We start from the raw sequence: 19,261 nt of genomic DNA, 5'->3' as shown, positions 1-19,261 counted from the left end.
ACTGGTCTTACCACTTGACCATTTGTTGGCTTAGACTAGGGGAGCCGGTGAGGGCTGTCAATCGCAAAGATCAATTTTTCCGATTAGCACATAAGACTCCGGCGGCTTGCCCGCGGCACCTCTAGCGGCTAGATTCCAGCCGCCGCGTGCCGATGCACGCGGCGCCGGTGTACGAACCTGGAGAAGAATCGATGAAAGCCATGCCCCTGCAGCAACGTCGCCTGTCCGACGACATCGTCGAGCGCGTCGAGACGCTGATCCTCGAGGGCAGCCTGCGCCCGGGCGAGCGCCTGCCGGCAGAGCGTGCGCTGGCGGAGCAGTTCGGCGTCTCCCGCCCCTCGGTGCGCGAAGCGCTGCAAAAGCTCATCGCGCGGGGTCTGCTGCTGAGCCGCCATGGCGGCGGCACCTTCGTCAGCGACGCGCTCGGCTCGTCCTTCCGCGACCCGATGATCGAGCTGCTCGAGCACAGCCCCGAGGCCCAGCGCGACCTCATCGAGTTCCGCCATACGCTGGAGGGCTCCTGCGCCTATTACGCCGCCTTGCGCGCCACCGAGCCCGATCTTGAACGCCTCGCCGCCGCCTTCGAGCGCGTGGAAGCGTGCTATCTACGCAAGGGTCGGGTGAGCCGTGCCGATGAAGGGGCAGCCGACGCGCACTTCCACCTCGCCATCGCCGAGGCCAGCCACAACGCGGTGCTGCTGCACACCATCCGCAGCCTGTTCGAGCTGCTCGAACGCAATGTCGTGACCAATATCGGCGGCATGCTGCCGGCGGGCAGCGAAGTGCGGGATGCCTTGCTCGACCAGCATCGCGCGCTCTACCACGCCATCATGGAGCGGCGTGCGGAGGATGCGCGCCAGCTCGTGTATTCGCACCTCGACTACGTGCGGGACGTCCTCACCGAAGCACAGAACGAAGCCCGACGCATCGAGCGCTCGCAGCGCCGGCGGGCGACGGCCTGAGCGTCAGCGCACGCGCGGCCCGACCCGGCACTGCCGCGCTGCGCACCACACCGCCGCATGACGGTCGGCCGGTGAAACGGCGCCTCGCAAGCCCGCTCGCCTCGCTCAGCCCCCGCCTTGACGCGCCGCCTGCGCCCGCAGCGCGTTGAGTGCGCGCTGGCCGGCGCGGCCGTCGGCCTGCAGTCCGAGCCGGGCCTGCTCGAGCTTCAGCGCTTCGCGCGTGCGCGCGCCGATCATGCCGTCGGCGGCACCGATGTCATGGCCTCGGGCAATCAGCAGTTCCTGCAGCTCGCGGCGCTCGGCCCGCGACAGGCCCGGATCCTCGGTCGGCCAGGGGGTGGCAAAGCTGCCGGCGCCGCGCAGGCGGTCGGACAGGTGGGCGATCGCCAGGCCGTAGCTCTCGGCGGCGTTGTAGGAATACAGCGCGTCGAAGTTGCGCGTGACCAGAAAGGCTGGCCCCGCCGCCCCTGCGGGTAGCAACAGGCCGGCGGGCGTCGCACCCGCCGGCAGCGGCGAACCATCGACGCGCCTGACGCCGCGCGCCGCCCAGTCGCTCATCGGCTGCTTGTTGCGCCGCCCCGCGCCCGAGCTGTCCATACCGCGCGGCAGGCTCACCTCGAAGCCCCACGGCAGATCGCTGCGCCAGCCGGCGCGCTTGAGGAAGTTGGCGGTCGAGGCCAGCGCATCGGGCACGCTGTCGACCAGGTCGCGCCGTCCGTCACCATCGAAATCGACCGCCAGGCGCATGAAGGTGCTGGGCATGAACTGGGTGTGGCCGAAGGCCCCTGCCCACGAGCCGGTGAGGCGCTCGGGCGCCACATGCCCGTCCTGGATGATCTTCAGCGTGGTGAAGAACTCGCCGCGAAAGAAGCTCTGGCGCCGTCCGAAGCAGGACAGCGTCGACAGCGAAGTGAGCAGCGGCCGGCTGCCGAAATTGCGCCCGTAGTTGCTCTCCACGCCCCACACCGCCACCACCGTGGCGGCATCGACCGCATATTCGGCCTCCACGCGAGCGAGCACTTCGCGCCACTCGGCGAGCATCGCCCGGCCGTCGGCCACCCGCTCCTCATCCACCAGGCCGGCCATGTAATCCCAGATCGGGGTGACGAACTCGGGCTGGGCGTCGAGAAAGCCGATCACCGCCATGTCCGGCGCCAGGGCGGCGGTATGGGTGTCGAAGCTTACCGTGCTGACACCCTTGGCGGGCGCCTCGGCGCGCAGGCCCGCCAGGCAGGCGGCGAACGCCGCCTCATCGGCCCGGGCGGGGGAAATGGCAGGAACAAGGGAGACGGCGAGCGTGGCAGCGAGCAGGTGGCGGCGCATGGGAATTCCGTTGCTGATGGTCAGGCGGAGTCTACCTCAGGGCGCGATCTCGATCGCACGCCCGGGCGCATCCCAGACGCCGCGGTCGATGGCGCGACTGCCGTCGAACACCAGCCAGCTCTGGCTGCCGTAATGCGGCAGCGGGCGCAGCAAGGCCTCCAGCGCCGCCGCATCCTGTGCCGACACCACGGCCAGCCGCGGGCCATCGCGGCCTTCCACGGTCCACACCTGGGCCGTCCCCCTGCCCTGCAGGACCGTCGGCCGCGCCGGCAGTCCGGCCCCGGCGAGCAGTGCATCGACCGCCGCATGGCTGCCGACCAGCAGCAGCGGCTCACTGCCGCGCGCCAGCTCGGCACGCCCCGAGCTGCGCGGCGGACGCTCGAACAGGCGTTGCGCCAGCGCGTCCGCGGCCGCCATCACCTCGGCGCTCGCCGCGCGCCCGGCCTGCTCGCGATCGGCGAGCACCAGGCGCGGTGCGCGGGCGATGATCCACTGGCGCAGGATGGGCGGCAGCTGCTCGGCCTCGGGCAGGCGCCAGACACGCAGTTCCGGGTCGAGGTGCAGTACGTCGGGACGAAAGTCGAGCGTCAGCGCGGTCTCGGCCGACTCGGTATCGAGCCTGACCCAGTGCGTCTGCCGCCGCCCATCGGCGACGAACTCCAGCGGCAAGTCCAGCACGTACGCGGGGGCATCCTGTTCGAGGCGCACCTGCACGCGCGTCGTCCTCGCTGCCCTGGCCCCGTCATCCCCCGGCTCCGCGATCGCTCCCGCCCGCTCCTCGTCGCCCGCCGCCCGGTCCGTGATGTCATCGATGATCCGCGCCGCCGCCACGCGCACCTGCGGGCCGCCCGCCCGCTCCAGCCACTGCGCAAAGAAGCCGTCGAGCGCCTCGCCCGACACCGACTCGAACGCGGCCTGCAGCTCGCCCCAGGCCGCGATGCGAAAACGCTGCTGCGCCCAGAACAAGCGGATGCCGCGCTCGAACGCCGCCTCGCCCAGACGGTCGCGCAGCATCACGAACACCATCGCCGCCTTGCCATAGCCCACCGCCGCGGCCGCGCCATGGGTGCGCGAGCGGAAGGCGGCGAGCGGCTGGTGCTCGCCGGCCGGCACCGCGGCAAAATCGCGCAGCCAGCCCAGGCGCATCTCGCGCGCCGCCGCGGCCGACTCAGCCTCCTTGTAGGCGTAGTCGGCCATGAAGGTGGTCAGCCCTTCCGACCAGTTGCCGTGCGCGTAATCCACCAGCACGCCGTTGCCCCACCAGTTGTGCAGCACCTCGTGGCCGAGCGAGGTGGCGCGGATGAAGGGCAGGCGCAGCACCTGCTCGCCGATGTAGGTCAGCGTCGGCATGCCGAAGCCGGTCGGCAGCGGGCTCGCCACCACCGAGAACTCGGTGAAGGGGTAGGCGCCGATACGCGCGCTGTAGTGCTCGATGTAGCGCAGGCTGTCGGCGAGATAGCCGTCCGCGAGGCCCGGCTCGGCATCGAGTTCGGGCGTGAAATAGGTGCGCATGCGCAGCGGGCGACCGTCCGCCTGCACATGTTCGCGCTCGCGCACCTGCCAGGGCCCGGCCATCAGGTCGATGCCATCGCTGCGCTGCGAGAAGACGAAGGAGGCGCGGTATTCGGGATCGTCGGCCGTCGGCAGTCCTTCATCCGCCAACCGTCCCGCCACCAGCGCGCGCTGCGCGCCAGGTACGGCAATATCGACCCGATAGGAGAAGAGCTCGGCCGGACGCGGATACCAGGCACTGCCCGCCGGCAGGAAGCTGCCCGCGGGCGCCGCCATCGGCGGCATGCCCTGCAGCACGCCGCGGTGATCACGCCCCCGTTCGAGCGCCGCCAGCGTGCCGCCGTACTCCAGCCGCAGGCGCGCACCGTCCGGCACCTGCACCCGCCACGCGCGCAGGCTGCCGCGCTGGCCCAGCGCCTGCACCGCCAAGCTTCGGCCGGCGGCGCTCGCCACGCGCGGCTGCAGGCTCTCGTGCAGCAGGAAGCGAAAATCCGCTTCGGCCGGTTGCAACTCGGCGCGCACCGCCAGAACCCGCGTGGCTGGATCGAGCCGAACCTCGAGATGAATGTCGACCGGTCGCTCGGGCGCCGCCTCCAGCGCTGCCAGCGCGCGGACGGAAACCCCCAGCAGGCCGCACAGCAGCAGCACCGCCAGCCGGCGAAAACCCTCCACCCTCATGCCCTCAGCGTCCCTGCTGCGGGAAGCGCACCACCATCTCCAGCGTCTCTGCACCGCGCTTGAGCTTCATCGGCAACCAGGTGCCGGGCGGCTGCTGGCGCACCGCGGCGATGAGGTGGATGCTGCGCTTCATCGGCGCGCCCGCCGCCTCGGTGACGATGTCCCCGCTCAGCAGCCCGCTCTGCTCGGCCAGGCTGCCCGCGCTGACCTCCGCGATGCGCACGCCATCGGCATGCTCCTCCAGCGCCACGCCCAGGCGCGGCGGCGGTGGCGCGTTGTGGATCGGCGCCGGCACGGCAAACACGGCGTCGGCCAGGCCAGGGCGTAGCTGACGGCAATCGGTCGTCGCCGCCATCGGCAGCAACTGACCGATCGAAGCCACGCCAAGATCGCGCAACTGGTGCGCCACGCCATGGCCGAAGCGCACGTGCCCGCTACCCATGATGCCGACCGCCAGCGGCGCCTCGCCGCCCGCCGTGACATGCGCGCTGCGCGCCGCGATCAGGGCCTCGGCCATCGCGCGATCCCAGGTGAGCTGCGAATCGACGAAGTTGCGGAAGCTGGCGTCGCGCCGCCCGCCCGGGCGCGGATCGCGGCCACCCATGCCGGCATGCTGGCGATGGATCCCGTACAGGAAGTCCTCGTACTCGCTCGAAGGGGCCGCAGCAGCCCCCACGCCCTCGCGCTCGGCTTCGGGCACGGCGGCCCAGCCCCTCTGTGCCACGCTGCGCGTCAGCGCCGAGTCCACGTTCAAGGCCACCATCGGGATGCGGTTCAGGCGCGCGAAGTGGAACAGCGGCAGGTAGAGCTCGGCCGGCATGCTCCACACCCGGCCCCAGTCGGCCTCGGCGAGGAAGTCGGCCTCGCTCAGCTCGCCCGCAACCCAGCGGTCGAGCACCGGCTGCACCCGGCGCGGGAACATCTCGAAGCCGATCACCATGTGCGGCCGCTGCGCATGCAGCGCGGCCAGCGTCTGCAACTGCCAGCGGTGGTGGTCCATGTCGTCGTGCTGCTCGCCGAGGAGCACCACGTCGCGCCGCGCCATCGCGGCGAGCAAGGACACGGCGTCGGCTGCCTGCGGCGTCGCCGCGTCGAGCCGCATCCAGTTCCCCGGCTCCAGGCATTGCCCACCGGCACGGGCAGGCTGGGCGAACGCGCCCGGCGCGGCCAGGGCCAGGAGACTGCCGGCAAGCGCGACGGCGCCGAACCGAGAACGTAGGGACATGATGGTCTGCTCGTCAAAAGAACAAGCGGTAGAGCGCGGGTCCGCGCGCGAGTTCCGGCCGGCGCCAAGGGCGAACTAGGCGGGCAGCGCGTCCGGCGTGAAATGATCGACGCGATCGGTGATCAGCCCGTCGAGCCCCAGGGCGAGCAGGCGCTGCGCATCCTCGTCGGTATTGACCGTGTAGGCCAGCAGGCGCAGCCCGGCGTGTCGCGCGCGCTCGGCATGCGCGGCCGTCCACGCCGAACGCTCGCCCACCACCGCCACGCAGCCGAGGCGCTGCGCGGTCGCCCGCCAGTTGCCCTCGAAACGCGCGAGCAGCAGGGCGCGCGGCAGATCGGGCGCTGCCCCGGCGGCGGCTTCGAGCGCCGCCACCGCAAAGGACGACAGCAGCGGCGGCGGCGCCCACGTCCAGCTTCGCGCCAGCTGCTGCGCCACCACCCGTCCGGTGCGCCGCTCGTCACCGGGCGCAGGCTTGAGCTCGACGTTCAATGCGCACCCCTGGCGACGACAGAAGTCCACCACCGCCGCAAGCGAAGGCAGGCGCTCGCCCGCGTGGCGAGCCGAATGCCAGGCGCCGGCGTCAAGCACGGATAGCGTGTTCCAGTCGAAATCGAGGGACTCGCCGCAGCCACTGGTGGTGCGCTCGAGGCGATCATCGTGGAGCAGGAAGGCCTGCCCGTCCGCGCTCAGACGGACGTCGCATTCGAACATGCGATAGCCGTACGCATGACCGAGCGCAAAGGCCGCCAGCGTGTTCTCGGGCGCCAGGCGACCGGCACCGCGATGGGCGATCCAGCGCGGATAGGGCCAGGCCGGCCCGTCCCTGCTCATCCGCCCGCTTCGGCCTTCGGCTTGTGCGAACGGCGGCTGCGGCTGGCCGGCTTCTTTACGGGCGGGGCGTCGGCCTCTGCACCCTCTGCGGTGCTGCCCGCGGCCGTGCCACCCGCGCTCGAGGCGGGCAGCGGTGCAGCCGGGGACGGCGCGCTCGCCAAGGGCGCAACTTCGCCGGCCCGCACCGGCACCGTGGAGGCTCCCGCCGCCGCTGCGGCGTCCTTCTCTGCCTTGCCACCGGCTTTGCGTCGTGCGCCGCCCTTCGCGCGCGCTTCGCTGGCCGCCGGCGCACTCTCGGCTGGCGCCCGCGTGCGCCGCGCCGGCTTCCTGGCCGGGGCGGACGCGACGGCGGCTTCAGGGCTTGCGGGCTCGACGCGATCCGCCGCATGCCCTGCCTTGCCCGCCTCGGCGGGACTCGCGGCCATGGCTGCAGCCGCTGCCGGCAGCGTCTCCGCCGCGGCGGCCGGAGGTTTGGAGGCCGGACGTCCGGATGTGGGCACTGCGGAGGCTGGAGCTGCCGGGGCCGCCGCGGCTGCGACAGACGCGGCCTCCGTTGCGCCCGCACCCCCCGTACCCAATTCGTCGGCCGCTGCTTGCGTCGCCTCCTGCTCCCTGGACGTGGACTCCGCAGCCCCCCGGCCACTGCCGCGCCGACGCGACGCGCGCGCCGCGCCCCTGTCCCCGCGACCACCGCGCTCCTCTGGCGCGGCCACCTCCGCCGTCACGGGCTCGACGACCACCTCGTCCGACACCGCCGGCGGCTCCGCATGCGCCAGCGCCGCCTCATGCTCGGCGGCTGCACGCTCGACCGTCGCACTCGGTCGGCTCACATAGGTGCCCGACTTCTCGTCCCGCCCGAGCTCGAGCAGGCCGCGCGTCTGCGCCTCTTCGAGCAGGTTGCCGAAGGCGCGGAAGCCGAAGTAGCTCTCGTTGAAGTCCGGTTTGCGCCGCTTGATCGCCTCCTTGAGCATCGAGGCCCAGATCTTGCCGCTCTCGCCGCGCTCGGCCAGCAGCGCCTCGAAGGTCTCCACCGCGATGTCGATCGCCTGGCGGCGCCGCGCCTCGCTCTCTTCCTTGCGCCGCTTTTCCTCCTCCGGCGAGCGCCTGGGTGCCGGCGCGCTGTCGCGCGCATCGCGCTTGGCCGCCGCGCGCTGGCTGTCGCGCACCAGGTCGTCGTAGAAGATGAACTCGTCGCAATTGGCGATCAGCAGGTCGGAGGTCGATTGCTTGACGCCGACGCCGATCACCTGCTTGGCGTTCTCGCGCAGCTTGGACACCAGCGGCGAGAAATCCGAATCACCACTGATGATGACGAAGGTGTCGACATGGGACTTGGTGTAGCACAGGTCGAGCGCATCGACGACGAGGCGGATGTCGGCGGAGTTCTTGCCCGACTGGCGCACATGGGGGATCTCGATGAGCTCGAAATTGGCCTCGTGCATCGCCGCCTTGAAGCTCTTGTAGCGGTCCCAGTCGCAATAGGCCTTCTTGACCACGATGCTGCCCTTGAGCAACAGGCGTTCGAGCACGCGCTTGATGTCGAACTTCTCGTAATTGGCATCCCGCACGCCCAGCGCCACGTTCTCGAAGTCGCAGAACAGCGCCATGCTGATGCTGTCGGGGGATGAGGCCATGAACGTCTCCGTTGCAGTCGAGGCGTCGATGGTAAGGCCTGGGCCGACGCGGCGCCAGCCGGCGCCATCGCCTATCATGCAATTGGCTTGATCGCAGCCAGGCCTTGCACAGACACACATCTAGAGGAGACAAACCCATGCGCCACCGCCCTGCCCTCGCCCTGAGCCTTTTCACCGTCGCGCTTGCCGCCTTCGCCACGCCGGCTGCAGCAACGGAGCGCGCCAGCGCCGAGATCATCGACCGCGACGGCAAGGCCGTCGGCACCGCTACCCTCACCGAAGGCCCGCATGGCGTGCTCATCCACGTCGCCGCCAAGGGCCTGCCGCCCGGTCCAAAGGCCATCCACATCCACAGCGTCGGGACTTGCGAGGACCCCGACAAGGGCTTCGTCGCCTCCAAGGGCCACCTCAACCCCGCCGCCAAGCCCCACGGCCTGATGAACCCCGAGGGCCCGGATGCGGGCGACCTGCCCAACCTGTTCGTGCATGCCGACGGCTCGGTCGAGGCCGAGTTCTTCACCACGCTGGCCAGCCTCGGCGGTGCCGGCCAGCGCCCGACCATCCTCGACGAGGACGGTGCCGCGCTGGTGATCCACGAGAACCGCGACGACCACCTGACGCAGCCGATCGGCGGCGCCGGCCCGCGCTTCTTCTGCGGCGTGATCAAGGCCCAGTGAAGCAAGCCCGCGCCCGCAGCCCCCTCGGCTGCACCGCACTCGCCCGCCACGCGCTGCTGCTCGGCGCCTGGCTGGGCGGGGCACCGATCGCACAGGCTGGCGAGGCTGTTCCGGCCGATCCCGGGATCGTCGCCCAGGCCGCAGCCGGCGTGCCCCTGCACGCCAACGGGGTCGGGCCGCTCGTCCTGGGCGCCCGCCTGACCGAAGCTGCCCGCCGTACCCTGCCGCTCGACCCCGCTGCCGCGCAGATCGGCCCCGGCTGTGACGATCGCGACCAGGTCAGCGTGGTACTGCAGGTGGAGAACCACCTGCTGACGGTGATGGCAATGGCCGGCGCCGATGGGCGGATCGACGAGGTCCTCGCGCTGCCGGTCGAGGGCGCACGGCGTCTGGACAGCGCCGAGGCCTGCCAGGCCCATGGCGAACGTTTCGCCCAGGCACTGTCTCACCGCCTGGGCGCGGCCACAGCGCAAGCGATGGAACGCAAGCCGGTGTCGGACGAATTCCGCTTCCGCTTCGAAGGCGGCGCACGAGTGGTCGCCCGCTGGTTCGCCGGCGGCCGCAGCTGCGACCTGCTGCTTCAGTTCGGCGGTCGTGGCAAGGGCGCCGGACAAGGCCCCCCGCCCCGCTCCTGACCACATCGACACGCGGAGAGCCGGTCCATGGACGCAGCGCGCAAGCCGAAGATGCAGATTTTCCAGGACGAGGTGAAGCTCGCCCATACGAAGCACTGGGACATGGACATGATGAGCCGCGCCGAGCTCGAGGCGTACATGGCCGCGCAGGCGTCGCCTGGCGCACCGTCGTCCGCTGCGCAGCGGTCTGCCGCCGAGCCGTCCGCCGCCGAGCCGTCCGCCGACATCCACCGCCCTCCGGATGGCAGCGCGATCGTATCCGGCGGGCAAGCCCTGACTGCGTGGCAGCGCTTCCTTCGGCTACTCTCCCGGGAGTCCTGAACGACACGCCCCCTTCATTGCCGATGCCCGACTCGCTGCAGGCCTTCAGCTTTCGTGCCCTCGCCCTGCTCCTGCTGTGGTGGATGCTGAGCGGCGGCGAGGGATGGCTGTTCGGCGTGGCCGCCGCCGCACTGGCGGCTGCGCTGAGTCTGCGCCTGACGCCACCGGCGGCCCATCGGCTGCGCGCGCGCCGCCTCCCCGCCTTCGTCGCCTTCTTCCTGCTGCAATCCCTGCGCGCCGGCTGGGACGTGGCGCGGCGCACCCTGCATCCGGCCCTGCCGCTCGACCCGGGCTTGCTCAGCATGGCGCCGAGGCTCCCCGAGGGCGCGCCAGGCTGGTGGCTGATGCTGGTGATCAGCCTGCTGCCGGGCACGCTGAGCGTGCAGCGTCGGGGGCCCGGCCTGGAGATTCACTGCCTCGACGCCGGGCTGAATGTCGAGGCCGACGTGCGCCATGCCGAGGCCCAGATCGCCCGCCTGTTCGGGATCGAGCTCGCAGCGGACCCAACCGCAGCGGTGCGGCAATGAAGGCCATGCTCACCATGGACACCCTGCTCGAAGCCTTCGCTTTGGTACTGCTGCTGTCGCTGGTGCTCGGCCTGCTGCGCATCTGGCAGGGTCCGGGTTTTGCCGATCGCATGCTCGCCGCGCAACTGCTGGGCACCACCGGGGTAGCGATGCTGCTTCTGCTGGCCGACCCGCTCGGGCTGCCGGCGCTGCGCGACGTGGCGCTGGTGCTCGCCCTGCTCGCGGTGCTGGCGGTGCTCGCCTTCGTCGCCCGGGTGTGGGATCCGGACGAACGGCCTCAGGACGACGGCGCTGGCGCGCCCGACGCGCACCCGGCAAGCCGGACGGACGGAAGCAGCGCGAGGCCGACACGGCAAACGGGCCGTTCAGGCGAGGCCAGCGGGAGGCGCGGATGATGCTCATCGCGGTGCTGCAGGGCCTGCTGATCAGTGCCGGGGTGGCCTTCTTCGTGGTCGGCTCGATCGGCGTGCTGCGCTTTCCGGACGTGTACACCCGCATCCACGCCCTCACCAAGGCCGACAACCTCGGCCTCGGCCTGGTCGTGCTCGGCCTGCTACCCGGCGCGGAGTCGGTCGCTGCTGCGCTGAAGCTGCTGCTGGTGTGGATCCTGGCCCTGCTCGCCAGCGCCTGCTCGGGTTACCTGGTGGCGCGCGCGGCGCGCCGGCGCGGCATCGCCCCCTGGCAGCGCGCGCCCAGCGCCCGCCCTGCGGAGGACGGGCGGTGACGGGCGGATTCGATGTCGTGCTCGGCCTGGCGCTGCTCGCCACCGCCGTCGGCGCGCTCGCCTCGCGCGAGCTGTTTCGCGCCATCGTCATGTTCATCGTGTTCGGCCTGTTGATGGCGCTGGCCTGGGTGCGGCTGCAGGCGCCCGACATCGCGCTCGCCGAGGCGGCGATCGGTGCCGGGCTGACCGGCGTGCTGCTGCTCGACACGCTGGGCTACCTGCGCCGCCGCTTCGAGCGCCCGCGCGCGCAGGACACGACGCCACCCGCACAGAGCCAGCGGGGCCGCCAGGGCCAGCACGGCGAGGGGGGCAACCCATGAAGCCGCGCCTCCCGACCCTGCTCGCGGCGATCGCCAGCCTGATCGTCACCGCCGCGCTGGCGTTCGCCGTGCTGGAGCGTCCCGCCCCGGCCGAGAACCTGCCGCAGCGCGTCAGCCAGCACATCGCCGACGCCGGCGCCGCCCACCCCATCACCGCGGTGCTGCTCGATTTCCGCAGCGTCGACACCTTGCTCGAGGTGGCGGTGTTGCTGGTCGCCGTGGTGGTCGCGCTCGCGTTGCGCGAAGCCCAGCCCGATGGCCCCGACCGCATGGGCCTGGACAACCCCTTGCTGCGCGCGGTGATGAGCTGGCTGCTGCCGCTGATGCTGCTGGTATCGGCCTACCTGCTGTGGGCCGGCGCCACGCGCCCGGGCGGCGCCTTCCAGGCCGGCGCCGTGCTCGCGGCGGCGGGCGTGCTGCTGCGCCTGGCGGGGGTGCGCCTGGGCGGCTTCGCAGGCACCGGAGGCGCCACCCGGCTGCGCCTGCTGCTCGTGCTCGGGCCGGCGGCGTTCGTCGCGGTCGGGCTCGGCACACAGCTTGGCGGTCGTGCCTTTCTCGACTATCCGCCTGCCCTCGCCGGCGGCCTGATCCTCGTCATCGAGCTCGCGCTCACGCTGTCGATCGCGCTCGCCCTGCTGTCCCTGTTCCGCCTCGCACCGCCACAGTCCGACGTCGAGCGCCTGGCCGAACGTCGACGGAGGCCGCGCCAATGAGTGCCGCGCTGGCCAGCGGCGCTGCCTTCTACGCCTGGCTCGGCGTGCTGCTGTGCGGGCTGGGCCTGTTCGCCTTCGTCGTCCATCGCCACCTGCTGCGCCGTCTGCTGGCCTTCAACATCATGGGCAGCGGCAGCTTCCTGCTGCTGGTCGGGCTCGCGCAGGACGGCCGCGGGCCGGACCCGGTGCCGCAGGCGCTGGTGCTCACCGGCATCGTGGTCGCGGTCGCCTCCACCGCACTGGCGCTGGTGATCTTTCGCCGCTGGCACCGCGTCAGCGGCGAGAGCACGCTGCCGGAGGACGTATGAACCTGCTGCCCGCGCTGGTGATGGGGCCGCTATGCGCGGCGCTGGCGACCATGCTGCTGCCACTGCGCTGGCGTGGACCCGTGGGGGTGGCGCTTGCACTGCTGGTGGCCGCTGCGGCCATCAGCCTACAGGTCGAGGTGGTCGGCGCCGGGCTGCAGACGCACGCGCTCGGCGGCTGGGCGGCACCCCTCGGCATTTCGCTGAGGGCCGATGGGCTGGCCGCGGGCATGGTGCTGCTGAGCGCCGCGATCGCCCTGCCCTGTGCACTGCACGCCGCCCTCGGCCTGCGCGGCACGGCCCCGGAAGACGGCTTCTGGCCGCTGTTCTGGTTCCTGTGGGCGGCGCTCAACGGCATCTGGTTGTCGGCCGACCTGTTCAACCTCTATGTGGGGCTGGAGCTGCTCGGCCTCGCCGCCGTCGGCCTGGTCGCCCTCAAGGGTTCGGCCGCGGCGCTCGCCGCGGCGATGCGCTACCTGCTGGCGGCCCTGCTCGGTTCGCTCGCCTACCTGATCGGGGTCGCCCTGCTGTATGCCGCCTGGGGCAGCCTGTCGCTCGCCGATCTGGCCCGCTTCATCGCCGCAACCAGCCCTGGCGGCCCGGGGGAGATGGCTGGCGCAGGCGCCGCGCGACACCTCCACACGCACCCCACCAGCGTGGTCGCGCTCACCCTGATGACGGTCGGCCTGCTGCTCAAGACCGCGCTGTTTCCGCTGCATGGCTGGCTGCCGCCGGCCCACGGCGGGGCCCTGCCGCCGGTCAGCGCGCTGCTGTCGGCGCTGGTCATCAAGGCTTCGCTCTACATCCTGATCCGCCTGTGGCTGACCCTCGGCCCGGACCTGACCCCGCTCGCACTCGGCTGGCTGCTCGGCGTGCTGGGCGCTGCCGCGGTGTTCTGGGGCGGCTGGATGGCCTTGCGCCAGGCGCGGCTCAAGCATCTGGTCGCCTATTCCACCGTGGCGCAGATCGGCTACCTGTTCCTGTTCTTCCCGCTATTCGGCGTGGCCAGCGCGGAGGCCGCCCGCCTGGCGTGGGACGGCACGCTGCTGATGCTGGTGGCGCATGCGCTGGCCAAGGCCGGCATGTTCCTCGCCGCCGGCAACCTGGTGCTGGCGGTGGGCAGCCCGCACATCGCCGACCTCACCGGCATCAGCCGCTTCCGGCCGCTGTCGCTGATGAGCTTCGGCCTGGCCGGCGTGAGCCTGATGGGGCTGCCGCCGAGCGCGGGCTTCAGCGCGAAGTGGCTGCTGCTGCAAAGCGCGCTGGCGAGCGGGCAATGGGTGTGGATCGGGGTACTCGTGGGCGGTGGCCTGTTGAGCGCAGCCTACGTGTTCCGTGTGTTTGCCCACGCCTTCGTCGAAGGCCCGGCGCGCGACCGCTTCGCCTCGCCGCCGCTCGGGCTGGAGCTGTCGGCGCTATTGCTGGGCAGCGCGAGCATCCTGCTCGGCCTCGCCGCGCAGGCGCCGCTGGCCTGGCTGCGCATCGGCGGCCCCCTCGCCGCAGGCGTACCAATCCTCGCCGGAGGCATCCCCATCCTCGCCGGCGGTGCGCCATGAACGCCAACGCCGTGCTGCCGCTGGCGGTGATCGGCACCTCGCTGCTGGCCGCGCTCGGCATCTTCCTGCTCGCCGAGCACCGCCACCGCCTGCGCAGCGGCTTCAACCTCGCCGCCGCGCTGCTCAAGCTCGGGCTGGTGGTGTGGATGGCGCTCGGGGTGCTGGAGGGCGAGCGCTTCGAGCTGCGCTACAGCCTGGTGGACGGCGTCGCCTTCGTGCTCCGTGCCGATGCGCTGGGCATCATGTTCACCGGCCTGTCCTCGGTGCTGTGGCTGTTCACCACGATCTACGCGATCGGCTACCTCGAGAACGCGCCCAACCGCAGCCGCTTCTTCGGCTTCTTCAGCCTGTGCGTGGCGAGCACGGTGGGCATCGCGCTCGCCGGCAACCTGTTCACCTTCTTCCTGTTCTACGAGCTGCTGACACTGTCGACCTATCCGCTGGTCGTGCATCGCGGCACCGAGAAGGCGCTCGCCGCCGGGCGGATCTATCTGGTCTACACCCTCGGCGGCGGTGCCGTGCTGCTGCTCGGCATCGCCTGGCTGCATGCCCTGGCCGGGGATGTGGCGTTCGGCGCCGGCGCGACCCTGGCCGCACTCGAGACGGCCTCGCATCCGCAACTCATCCTGATCTTCGTGCTGCTGGTCGCCGGCCTGGGGGTGAAGGCGGCGCTGTTTCCGCTGCACGGCTGGCTGCCCACCGCGATGGTGGCGCCGGCGCCGGTGAGCGCGCTGCTGCATGCGGTGGCGGTGGTCAAGGCCGGCGCCTTCGGCATCGTGCGCGTGGTGTACGACGTGTTCGGCATCGAGCTCGCCTGGCAGCTCGGTCTGCTCGAGCCGCTCGCGGCGCTGGCCTGCTTCACCATCCTGTATGCCTCGCTGCGCGCCCTGGCGCAGACCGACCTCAAGCGCCGGCTGGCGTTCTCGACGGTGAGCCAGGTGTCCTACATCGTGCTCGGCATCTCGCTGTTCGGCCCGCTCGGCACCGCCGGCGGCCTGGTGCATCTGCTGCACCAGGGGCTGATGAAGATCACCTTGTTCTTCTGCGCCGGCAACTACGCCGAGACCCTGGGCGTGCACCGCGTGGACGAGCTCGACGGTGCCGGGCGCTGCATGCCCGCCACCAGCATCGCCTTCACCATCGGCGCCTTCGGCATGATCGGCGTGCCGCCGCTGGCGGGCTTCGTCACCAAGTGGTATCTGGGCCTGGGCGCGCTGGAGGCCGGCATGGGCTGGGTCATCGCGGTGCTCGTGGCGAGCAGCCTGCTCAATGCGGCCTACTTCCTGCCCATCCTGCACCGCATCTGGTTCCGGGCGCAGCGCGGGCCGTGGCCCGACGAGCGCTTCCAGCACTGTCACGACACCCATCCGCTGCTGCTCGCCCCAGCCCTGGCGACGGCCGCCTTCAGCCTCATCGCCGGCCTCTTCGCCAGCCTGCCCTACTCGCCGCTGTACTGGGCGGAGGTGGTGGTCGGGCGGGAGTACCTGCCGTGAAGCCCGCCGCGATCATCCGGGAGGCCCGCTGATGGACCGCGCGATCGACGCCTTCGGCCTGGTGCTGGTGCCGGCGCTGCCGCTGGCGATGATGCTCGCCTGGTGCGTGCCGGGCTGGCGTTGCCGCATCGAATGCTGGACGCCGTGGGCGGCGCTGCCGGCCCTGCTGCTGGCGCTGAGCGGCGCGCAGGGGGTGAGCGTGCGCCTGGACGCCGTGCTGTTCGGCACCGTGCTGGCGCTGGACGACCTGAGCCGGGTGTTTCTCGCCTTCACCGCGCTGCTGTGGCTGGGCGCGGGCTTCTACAGCCGCGGCACCCTGGCCGGCGACGAACGGGCGAGCGCCTTCCGCCTGTTGTGGCTGGCGACCATGGCGGGCAACTTCGGCCTCATCCTCGCCCGCGACCTGGCGAGCTTCTACGCCAGCTTCGCGCTGATGAGCTTTGCCGCCTACGGCCTGGTGATCCACGACCGCAGCCGCGCGGCGCTCCACGCCGGGCGGGTGTATCTGACGATGGCGGTGATCGGCGAGGGGCTCATCATCGCCGGCCTGCTGCTCGCCGCCGGCGCCAGCCCTGCGCCGCAGGCGCCGCTGCTCGCCGACCTGCCCGCGGCCATCGCCGCCTCGCCGCGCCGCGACCTCACCATCGCCTGTCTCATCGCCGGCTTCGGCATCAAGGCCGGCCTGCCGCTGCTTCACATGTGGCTGCCGCTGGCGCACCCGGTGGCGCCGGTGCCGGCGAGCGCGGTGCTGTCGGGGGCGATGATCAAGGCCGGCCTGCTGGGCTGGCTCAACACGCTGCCGCTCGGCCTGCTGGCCTTGCCGCAGTGGGGCGGCGCGCTGATTACGGTGGGCTTTGCCGCCGCCTTCGGTGCCGCCGCCATCGGCATCCATCAGCGCAAACCCAAGACCGTGCTCGCCTATTCGAGCATCAGCCAGATGGGGCTGATCACCGTCGGCGTCGGCGCCGGCCTGCATCAGCCGGCGCTGTGGCCGGCGCTGGCGCCGGCGATTGCGCTGTACGCGCTGCACCACGGCCTGGCCAAGGGCGCGCTGTTCCTCGGCGTGGGCATCGCGCCGGCGCTGGCGGGCCTGCAGGGCGGGCGCCGACGCGCGCTGTGGCTGGCGCTCGCGCTGCCCGGCCTCGCCCTGGCCGGGCCGATGGTGAGCGGCGCCGCAGCCAAGATCAGCCTCAAGAGCGCGCTCGCGGCGGGCATCGTCACGCCAGCGTGGTGGCAGCACCTGCCGCTGGTACTGAGCCTGGCCGCAGTCGGCACCACCGCGCTGATCGCGCGCTACCTGTGGCTGCTGGCGCACAGCGTGCAAGAAGGCGCCGACGACCATCCGCATGCCGCGCCCGTCGCCGCCCAGTGGCTGGGCTGGGGGCTGGTGCTGGGTGCCAGCGTCGCCGGCCTGATCCTGCTGCCCTGGGTGCCGGTACCGGCAGGCTTTCCGCCTGACCCGGCCTACCTGCCGGATCTGCTGTGGCCGGTGCTGGTCGGCGGCGTGCTTGCGCTGTGGGCCGCCCGCCGTGTGCAGGCGTGGCCGGTGCCGGCGGGTGATGTGCTCGGACCACTGCTCGAACTGCTGCGGGCAGGCACCGAACGGGGCGGTCGGATCGGCGCCGGCCTGGCCGGATGGGGCGCACGCTACCGGCCATCGGCCGCGCAATCGGCCCAGGTTCACACGGACGCCATTGCGCCACCACCGGCCAACCCGCTCGAACTGGCCCTGCGCCGACATGCCGCGGCGCTGTTCGCGCTGCTGGCCGCCGTGACGCTGACACTGGTGCTGCTCGGGCTCGGCGCGGCACCGTAGTTCGACGACAGCCCGCGGCCGCCGGCATGTCGAGGCGATCAAACCTGCTATAATCTCGAGATTTTTGAACCACGTTATAGTGATCGGCCTCCATGTCCGCCCTGCTCGTCATTCTGATCCTGTCGCTGCTGCTCGGCCTGCAGCCGATCACTACCGATCTCTACCTCCCTGCCCTGCCGGCACTTACCGCCGCCTTCGGCGCCGTGCCGGCCCAGGCCCAGCTGACACTGACCGCGCTGCTGCTCGCCTTCGGCGCGTCGCAACTGTTCTGGGGGCCGCTGTCCGATCGCGTCGGACGGCGCCGGGTGCTACTGATCGGCCTTGCCGGCTACACGCTCGCCGCCATCGGCAGCGCGCTCGCCACCTCGATCGAGCTGATGGTGTTCTGGCGCGTGCTGCAAGGCGCCTTCATGGGCGCGGGCACGGTGTGCGCGCGCGCCATCGTGCGTGACCTGTACACGCCGCAGGAAGGCGCGCGGGCGATGAGCAAGGGGCTGTCGGGCCTGGGCGTGGCCGCCTGCCTCAGCCCGCTGCTCGGCGGCCTGCTCGCCGAATGGTTCGGCTGGCGCTCGACCCTGCTCGCACTGACGGTGATGGGTGCGATCACGCTGTTCGTGGTGGCACGGTATTTCGAGGAATCCCTGCACCAACGCCACCCCGAGGCGCTGCAGCCGGCGGTGCTGTTGCGCACCGCAGGCAGCATCTTGGGCAATGGCAGCTTCTGGACCTATGCCGCCCTGTGCACCGCCTCTTTCGGCGGGCTGTTCTGCTTCCTGTCGGCCTCGTCCTTCGTCTTCATCAATCTTCACGGCAGCTCGCCGAGCTTCTACGGTGTGCTGCTGCTTCTACTCTCGGCCTTCTACATCACCGGCACCATCGTCTGCCGCCGCCTGATCCTGCGCCTCGGTGTGCAACGCACGGTGATGATCGGCGGCGTGCTGTCCTTCATCGGTGGCGGTTTGATGCTCGCGCTCGCGCTCGCCGGCGTGAACAGCGTCTGGGCCATCATGGTGCCGGCCTTCGTGTTCATGATCGGCCATGGCGTGCACCAGCCCTGCGGCCAGAGCGGCGCCATCGCCCCCTTTCCCAAAACCGCCGGCGCCGCCTCGGCCCTCACCGGCTTCCTGATGATGCTGGTCGCCTTCGGCGCCGCCTACGGGGTAGGCGCCCTGATGGACGGCAGCGCCATGCCGATGATCGTCGGCATCGCCCTGTGCAGCGCCCTCGTCGCCTTCATTGCCTGGGTGCCGGTGCAGCGCGTGCGGCTGTGACTCAAGGGCCACCACCGCTTCGCGCCCGGCCCACGCCGAGGGCGACGCAGCCGTAGCGGCTCGCACCTGATCGCGAACCGCCTCGGCTTGCGGCGCGAGCCCGAACCTTGCTGCATGGCGCCCCGTCCATCGGGTCCCGCGCATGGGGGCGAGCGGGCTCATCCTCGGGACTATAATTCGACGCAGAATTCATCTGCCCGGACGAGGACACCATGGCCCTGCCCCAGCCCGCCGCCCCCTCCACCGCCGCAGACTACCTGTAGTGGGAAGCAGAGCAGCCCGACAAGCACGAATACGTGCGCGGCGAAACCTTCGCCATGGGCGGCGCCAGCCGGCGGCATGTGACGATCTCGGGCAACGTTTTCGCTGCCCTCGACGACGCTCTCGAAGGCACGCCCTGTCGCGCCTACATGGCCGACATGAAGGTCCAGGCCGCAGAGGACGAGGCTTATCTCTACCCCGACGTCCCAGGGTCATCGCACTCGAATGACATGCTCCTCCTGAAAATCTCCAGAAAAGTCGTTCACGTTCAATAGCTTATGCAGCCATCTTGTGGACCTTCTCGAAAACGCGTCTACTCTCGCTTTTTGGGCGGAAGAAATGCGTGGAGCGGGAGTCAGTCTGATGGAGAAACTCAGTGAGCTTGAAGATCCGCGTCAGCCTAGTGTAGTGCTGTGCTCTTGAGGATACTTAATTGACGACTTCCGCTATCATGCTTCATGCATGCGGAGCGGAGGA

The 19,261-nt window shown here is 71.2% G+C and carries 19 protein-coding genes and 1 pseudogene; 15 read left to right on the top strand and 5 right to left on the bottom strand.

What is annotated here, in order from left to right; translation table 11 throughout:
• The first annotated feature begins 191 nt into the window (after positions 1 to 191).
• Complete coding sequence (locus tag ACMV5O_RS17135) at positions 192 to 962, top strand: GntR family transcriptional regulator (protein ID WP_416164611.1); 771 nt, start codon at positions 192 to 194, stop codon at positions 960 to 962.
• A 105-nt stretch (positions 963 to 1,067) separates the two neighbouring features.
• On the opposite strand, the gene ACMV5O_RS17130 is transcribed toward ACMV5O_RS17135, so the two are convergent.
• The 5 genes from ACMV5O_RS17130 to ACMV5O_RS17110 all read right to left on the bottom strand — a co-directional run bounded on the left by ACMV5O_RS17130 (position 1,068) and on the right by ACMV5O_RS17110 (position 8,165).
• Complete coding sequence (locus ACMV5O_RS17130; RefSeq protein ID WP_416164610.1) at positions 1,068 to 2,285, bottom strand: lytic murein transglycosylase; 1,218 nt, start codon at positions 2,283 to 2,285, stop codon at positions 1,068 to 1,070.
• 36 nt (positions 2,286 to 2,321) lie between these two features.
• Positions 2,322 to 4,475, bottom strand: a complete 2,154-nt coding sequence (locus ACMV5O_RS17125) for a M1 family metallopeptidase (RefSeq protein WP_416164609.1) — start codon at positions 4,473 to 4,475, stop codon at positions 2,322 to 2,324.
• Positions 4,476 to 4,479: 4 nt separating this feature from the next.
• On the bottom strand, positions 4,480 to 5,700 hold the full coding sequence (locus ACMV5O_RS17120; protein ID WP_416164608.1) for a ChaN family lipoprotein: 1,221 nt from the start codon (positions 5,698 to 5,700) through the stop codon (positions 4,480 to 4,482).
• Positions 5,701 to 5,775: 75 nt separating this feature from the next.
• Positions 5,776 to 6,531, bottom strand: a complete 756-nt coding sequence (gene ugpQ / locus ACMV5O_RS17115; protein WP_416164607.1) for a glycerophosphodiester phosphodiesterase — start codon at positions 6,529 to 6,531, stop codon at positions 5,776 to 5,778.
• A complete protein-coding gene (locus ACMV5O_RS17110; protein ID WP_416164606.1) occupies positions 6,528 to 8,165 on the bottom strand; it encodes an NYN domain-containing protein in 1,638 nt (545 codons plus the stop codon). The genes ugpQ and ACMV5O_RS17110 overlap by 4 nt, the downstream gene beginning before the upstream one ends.
• 137 nt (positions 8,166 to 8,302) lie before the next feature.
• Between ACMV5O_RS17110 and ACMV5O_RS17105 the strand changes: the two genes are divergently transcribed.
• The 14 genes and pseudogenes from ACMV5O_RS17105 to ACMV5O_RS17040 form a co-directional block, all read left to right on the top strand.
• The gene (locus ACMV5O_RS17105) at positions 8,303 to 8,842 is read left to right on the top strand and encodes a superoxide dismutase family protein (RefSeq protein WP_416164605.1); all 540 of its coding nucleotides are present in this window, start codon (positions 8,303 to 8,305) and stop codon (positions 8,840 to 8,842) included.
• Positions 8,839 to 9,477 carry a hypothetical protein gene (locus ACMV5O_RS17100; protein ID WP_416164604.1) on the top strand — a complete coding sequence of 213 codons (639 nt, stop codon included), beginning with the start codon at positions 8,839 to 8,841 and terminating at the stop codon, positions 9,475 to 9,477. The genes ACMV5O_RS17105 and ACMV5O_RS17100 overlap by 4 nt, the downstream gene beginning before the upstream one ends.
• Positions 9,478 to 9,504: 27 nt before the next feature.
• A complete protein-coding gene (locus tag ACMV5O_RS17095; protein WP_416164603.1) occupies positions 9,505 to 9,798 on the top strand; it encodes a hypothetical protein in 294 nt (97 codons plus the stop codon).
• Between the two features lie 23 nt (positions 9,799 to 9,821).
• Positions 9,822 to 10,325: a Na+/H+ antiporter subunit E gene (locus ACMV5O_RS17090; protein ID WP_416164602.1), complete on the top strand. Its 504-nt coding sequence runs from the start codon at positions 9,822 to 9,824 to the stop codon at positions 10,323 to 10,325.
• The gene (locus ACMV5O_RS17085; protein ID WP_416164601.1) at positions 10,322 to 10,720 is read left to right on the top strand and encodes a monovalent cation/H+ antiporter complex subunit F; all 399 of its coding nucleotides are present in this window, start codon (positions 10,322 to 10,324) and stop codon (positions 10,718 to 10,720) included. The genes ACMV5O_RS17090 and ACMV5O_RS17085 overlap by 4 nt, the downstream gene beginning before the upstream one ends.
• Positions 10,717 to 11,049: a monovalent cation/H(+) antiporter subunit G gene (gene mnhG, locus ACMV5O_RS17080; RefSeq protein ID WP_416164600.1), complete on the top strand. Its 333-nt coding sequence runs from the start codon at positions 10,717 to 10,719 to the stop codon at positions 11,047 to 11,049. Before ACMV5O_RS17085 ends, mnhG begins: the two co-directional genes overlap by 4 nt.
• A complete protein-coding gene (locus ACMV5O_RS17075) occupies positions 11,046 to 11,369 on the top strand; it encodes a Na(+)/H(+) antiporter subunit B (protein ID WP_416164599.1) in 324 nt (107 codons plus the stop codon). Before mnhG ends, ACMV5O_RS17075 begins: the two co-directional genes overlap by 4 nt.
• On the top strand, positions 11,366 to 12,082 hold the full coding sequence (gene mbhE / locus ACMV5O_RS17070) for a hydrogen gas-evolving membrane-bound hydrogenase subunit E (RefSeq protein WP_416164598.1): 717 nt from the start codon (positions 11,366 to 11,368) through the stop codon (positions 12,080 to 12,082). Before ACMV5O_RS17075 ends, mbhE begins: the two co-directional genes overlap by 4 nt.
• Entirely contained in the window at positions 12,079 to 12,390 is a 312-nt protein-coding gene (locus tag ACMV5O_RS17065) for an NADH-quinone oxidoreductase subunit K (protein ID WP_416164597.1), read from the top strand. The genes mbhE and ACMV5O_RS17065 overlap by 4 nt, the downstream gene beginning before the upstream one ends.
• Positions 12,387 to 13,943, top strand: coding sequence for a complex I subunit 5 family protein (locus ACMV5O_RS17060; protein WP_416164596.1), 1,557 nt, complete (start codon positions 12,387 to 12,389; stop codon positions 13,941 to 13,943). Before ACMV5O_RS17065 ends, ACMV5O_RS17060 begins: the two co-directional genes overlap by 4 nt.
• Positions 13,940 to 15,436 (top strand): complex I subunit 5 family protein, encoded by a 1,497-nt coding sequence (locus ACMV5O_RS17055; RefSeq protein ID WP_416164595.1) that lies wholly within the window; start codon positions 13,940 to 13,942, stop codon positions 15,434 to 15,436. The genes ACMV5O_RS17060 and ACMV5O_RS17055 overlap by 4 nt, the downstream gene beginning before the upstream one ends.
• A 31-nt stretch (positions 15,437 to 15,467) precedes the next feature.
• Positions 15,468 to 17,252, top strand: coding sequence for a complex I subunit 5 family protein (locus ACMV5O_RS17050; protein ID WP_416164594.1), 1,785 nt, complete (start codon positions 15,468 to 15,470; stop codon positions 17,250 to 17,252).
• Between the two features lie 92 nt (positions 17,253 to 17,344).
• Positions 17,345 to 18,523 carry a multidrug effflux MFS transporter gene (locus tag ACMV5O_RS17045; RefSeq protein WP_416164593.1) on the top strand — a complete coding sequence of 393 codons (1,179 nt, stop codon included), beginning with the start codon at positions 17,345 to 17,347 and terminating at the stop codon, positions 18,521 to 18,523.
• 278 nt (positions 18,524 to 18,801) lie between these two features.
• Positions 18,802 to 19,059, top strand: a pseudogene (locus ACMV5O_RS17040) (Uma2 family endonuclease); the annotation flags it as partial.
• Between the last annotated feature and the right edge of the window lie 202 nt (positions 19,060 to 19,261).

This window comes from Thauera sp. WH-1 (assembly GCF_047806685.1).
In the GTDB taxonomy this organism is placed as follows: Bacteria; Pseudomonadota; Gammaproteobacteria; order Burkholderiales; family Rhodocyclaceae; genus Thauera.
Note: the sequence above shows the minus strand (reverse complement) of the source record. Positions and strands in the feature narration are given on the sequence as shown.

Coding starts and splice junctions, on each gene's coding strand:
- ACMV5O_RS17095 (WP_416164603.1), top strand. CDS start 9,505: ATGGACGCAGCGCGCAAGCCGAAGATGCAGATTTTCCAGGACGAGGTG.
- mbhE (WP_416164598.1), top strand. CDS start 11,366: ATGAAGCCGCGCCTCCCGACCCTGCTCGCGGCGATCGCCAGCCTGATC.
- ACMV5O_RS17090 (WP_416164602.1), top strand. CDS start 9,822: ATGCCCGACTCGCTGCAGGCCTTCAGCTTTCGTGCCCTCGCCCTGCTC.
- ACMV5O_RS17130 (WP_416164610.1), bottom strand. CDS start 2,285: ATGCGCCGCCACCTGCTCGCTGCCACGCTCGCCGTCTCCCTTGTTCCT.
- ACMV5O_RS17120 (WP_416164608.1), bottom strand. CDS start 5,700: ATGTCCCTACGTTCTCGGTTCGGCGCCGTCGCGCTTGCCGGCAGTCTC.
- ACMV5O_RS17135 (WP_416164611.1), top strand. CDS start 192: ATGAAAGCCATGCCCCTGCAGCAACGTCGCCTGTCCGACGACATCGTC.
- ugpQ (WP_416164607.1), bottom strand. CDS start 6,531: ATGAGCAGGGACGGGCCGGCCTGGCCCTATCCGCGCTGGATCGCCCAT.
- ACMV5O_RS17110 (WP_416164606.1), bottom strand. CDS start 8,165: ATGGCCTCATCCCCCGACAGCATCAGCATGGCGCTGTTCTGCGACTTC.
- ACMV5O_RS17060 (WP_416164596.1), top strand. CDS start 12,387: ATGAACCTGCTGCCCGCGCTGGTGATGGGGCCGCTATGCGCGGCGCTG.
- ACMV5O_RS17055 (WP_416164595.1), top strand. CDS start 13,940: ATGAACGCCAACGCCGTGCTGCCGCTGGCGGTGATCGGCACCTCGCTG.
- ACMV5O_RS17045 (WP_416164593.1), top strand. CDS start 17,345: ATGTCCGCCCTGCTCGTCATTCTGATCCTGTCGCTGCTGCTCGGCCTG.
- ACMV5O_RS17105 (WP_416164605.1), top strand. CDS start 8,303: ATGCGCCACCGCCCTGCCCTCGCCCTGAGCCTTTTCACCGTCGCGCTT.
- ACMV5O_RS17050 (WP_416164594.1), top strand. CDS start 15,468: ATGGACCGCGCGATCGACGCCTTCGGCCTGGTGCTGGTGCCGGCGCTG.
- ACMV5O_RS17065 (WP_416164597.1), top strand. CDS start 12,079: ATGAGTGCCGCGCTGGCCAGCGGCGCTGCCTTCTACGCCTGGCTCGGC.
- ACMV5O_RS17125 (WP_416164609.1), bottom strand. CDS start 4,475: ATGAGGGTGGAGGGTTTTCGCCGGCTGGCGGTGCTGCTGCTGTGCGGC.
- mnhG (WP_416164600.1), top strand. CDS start 10,717: ATGATGCTCATCGCGGTGCTGCAGGGCCTGCTGATCAGTGCCGGGGTG.
- ACMV5O_RS17085 (WP_416164601.1), top strand. CDS start 10,322: ATGAAGGCCATGCTCACCATGGACACCCTGCTCGAAGCCTTCGCTTTG.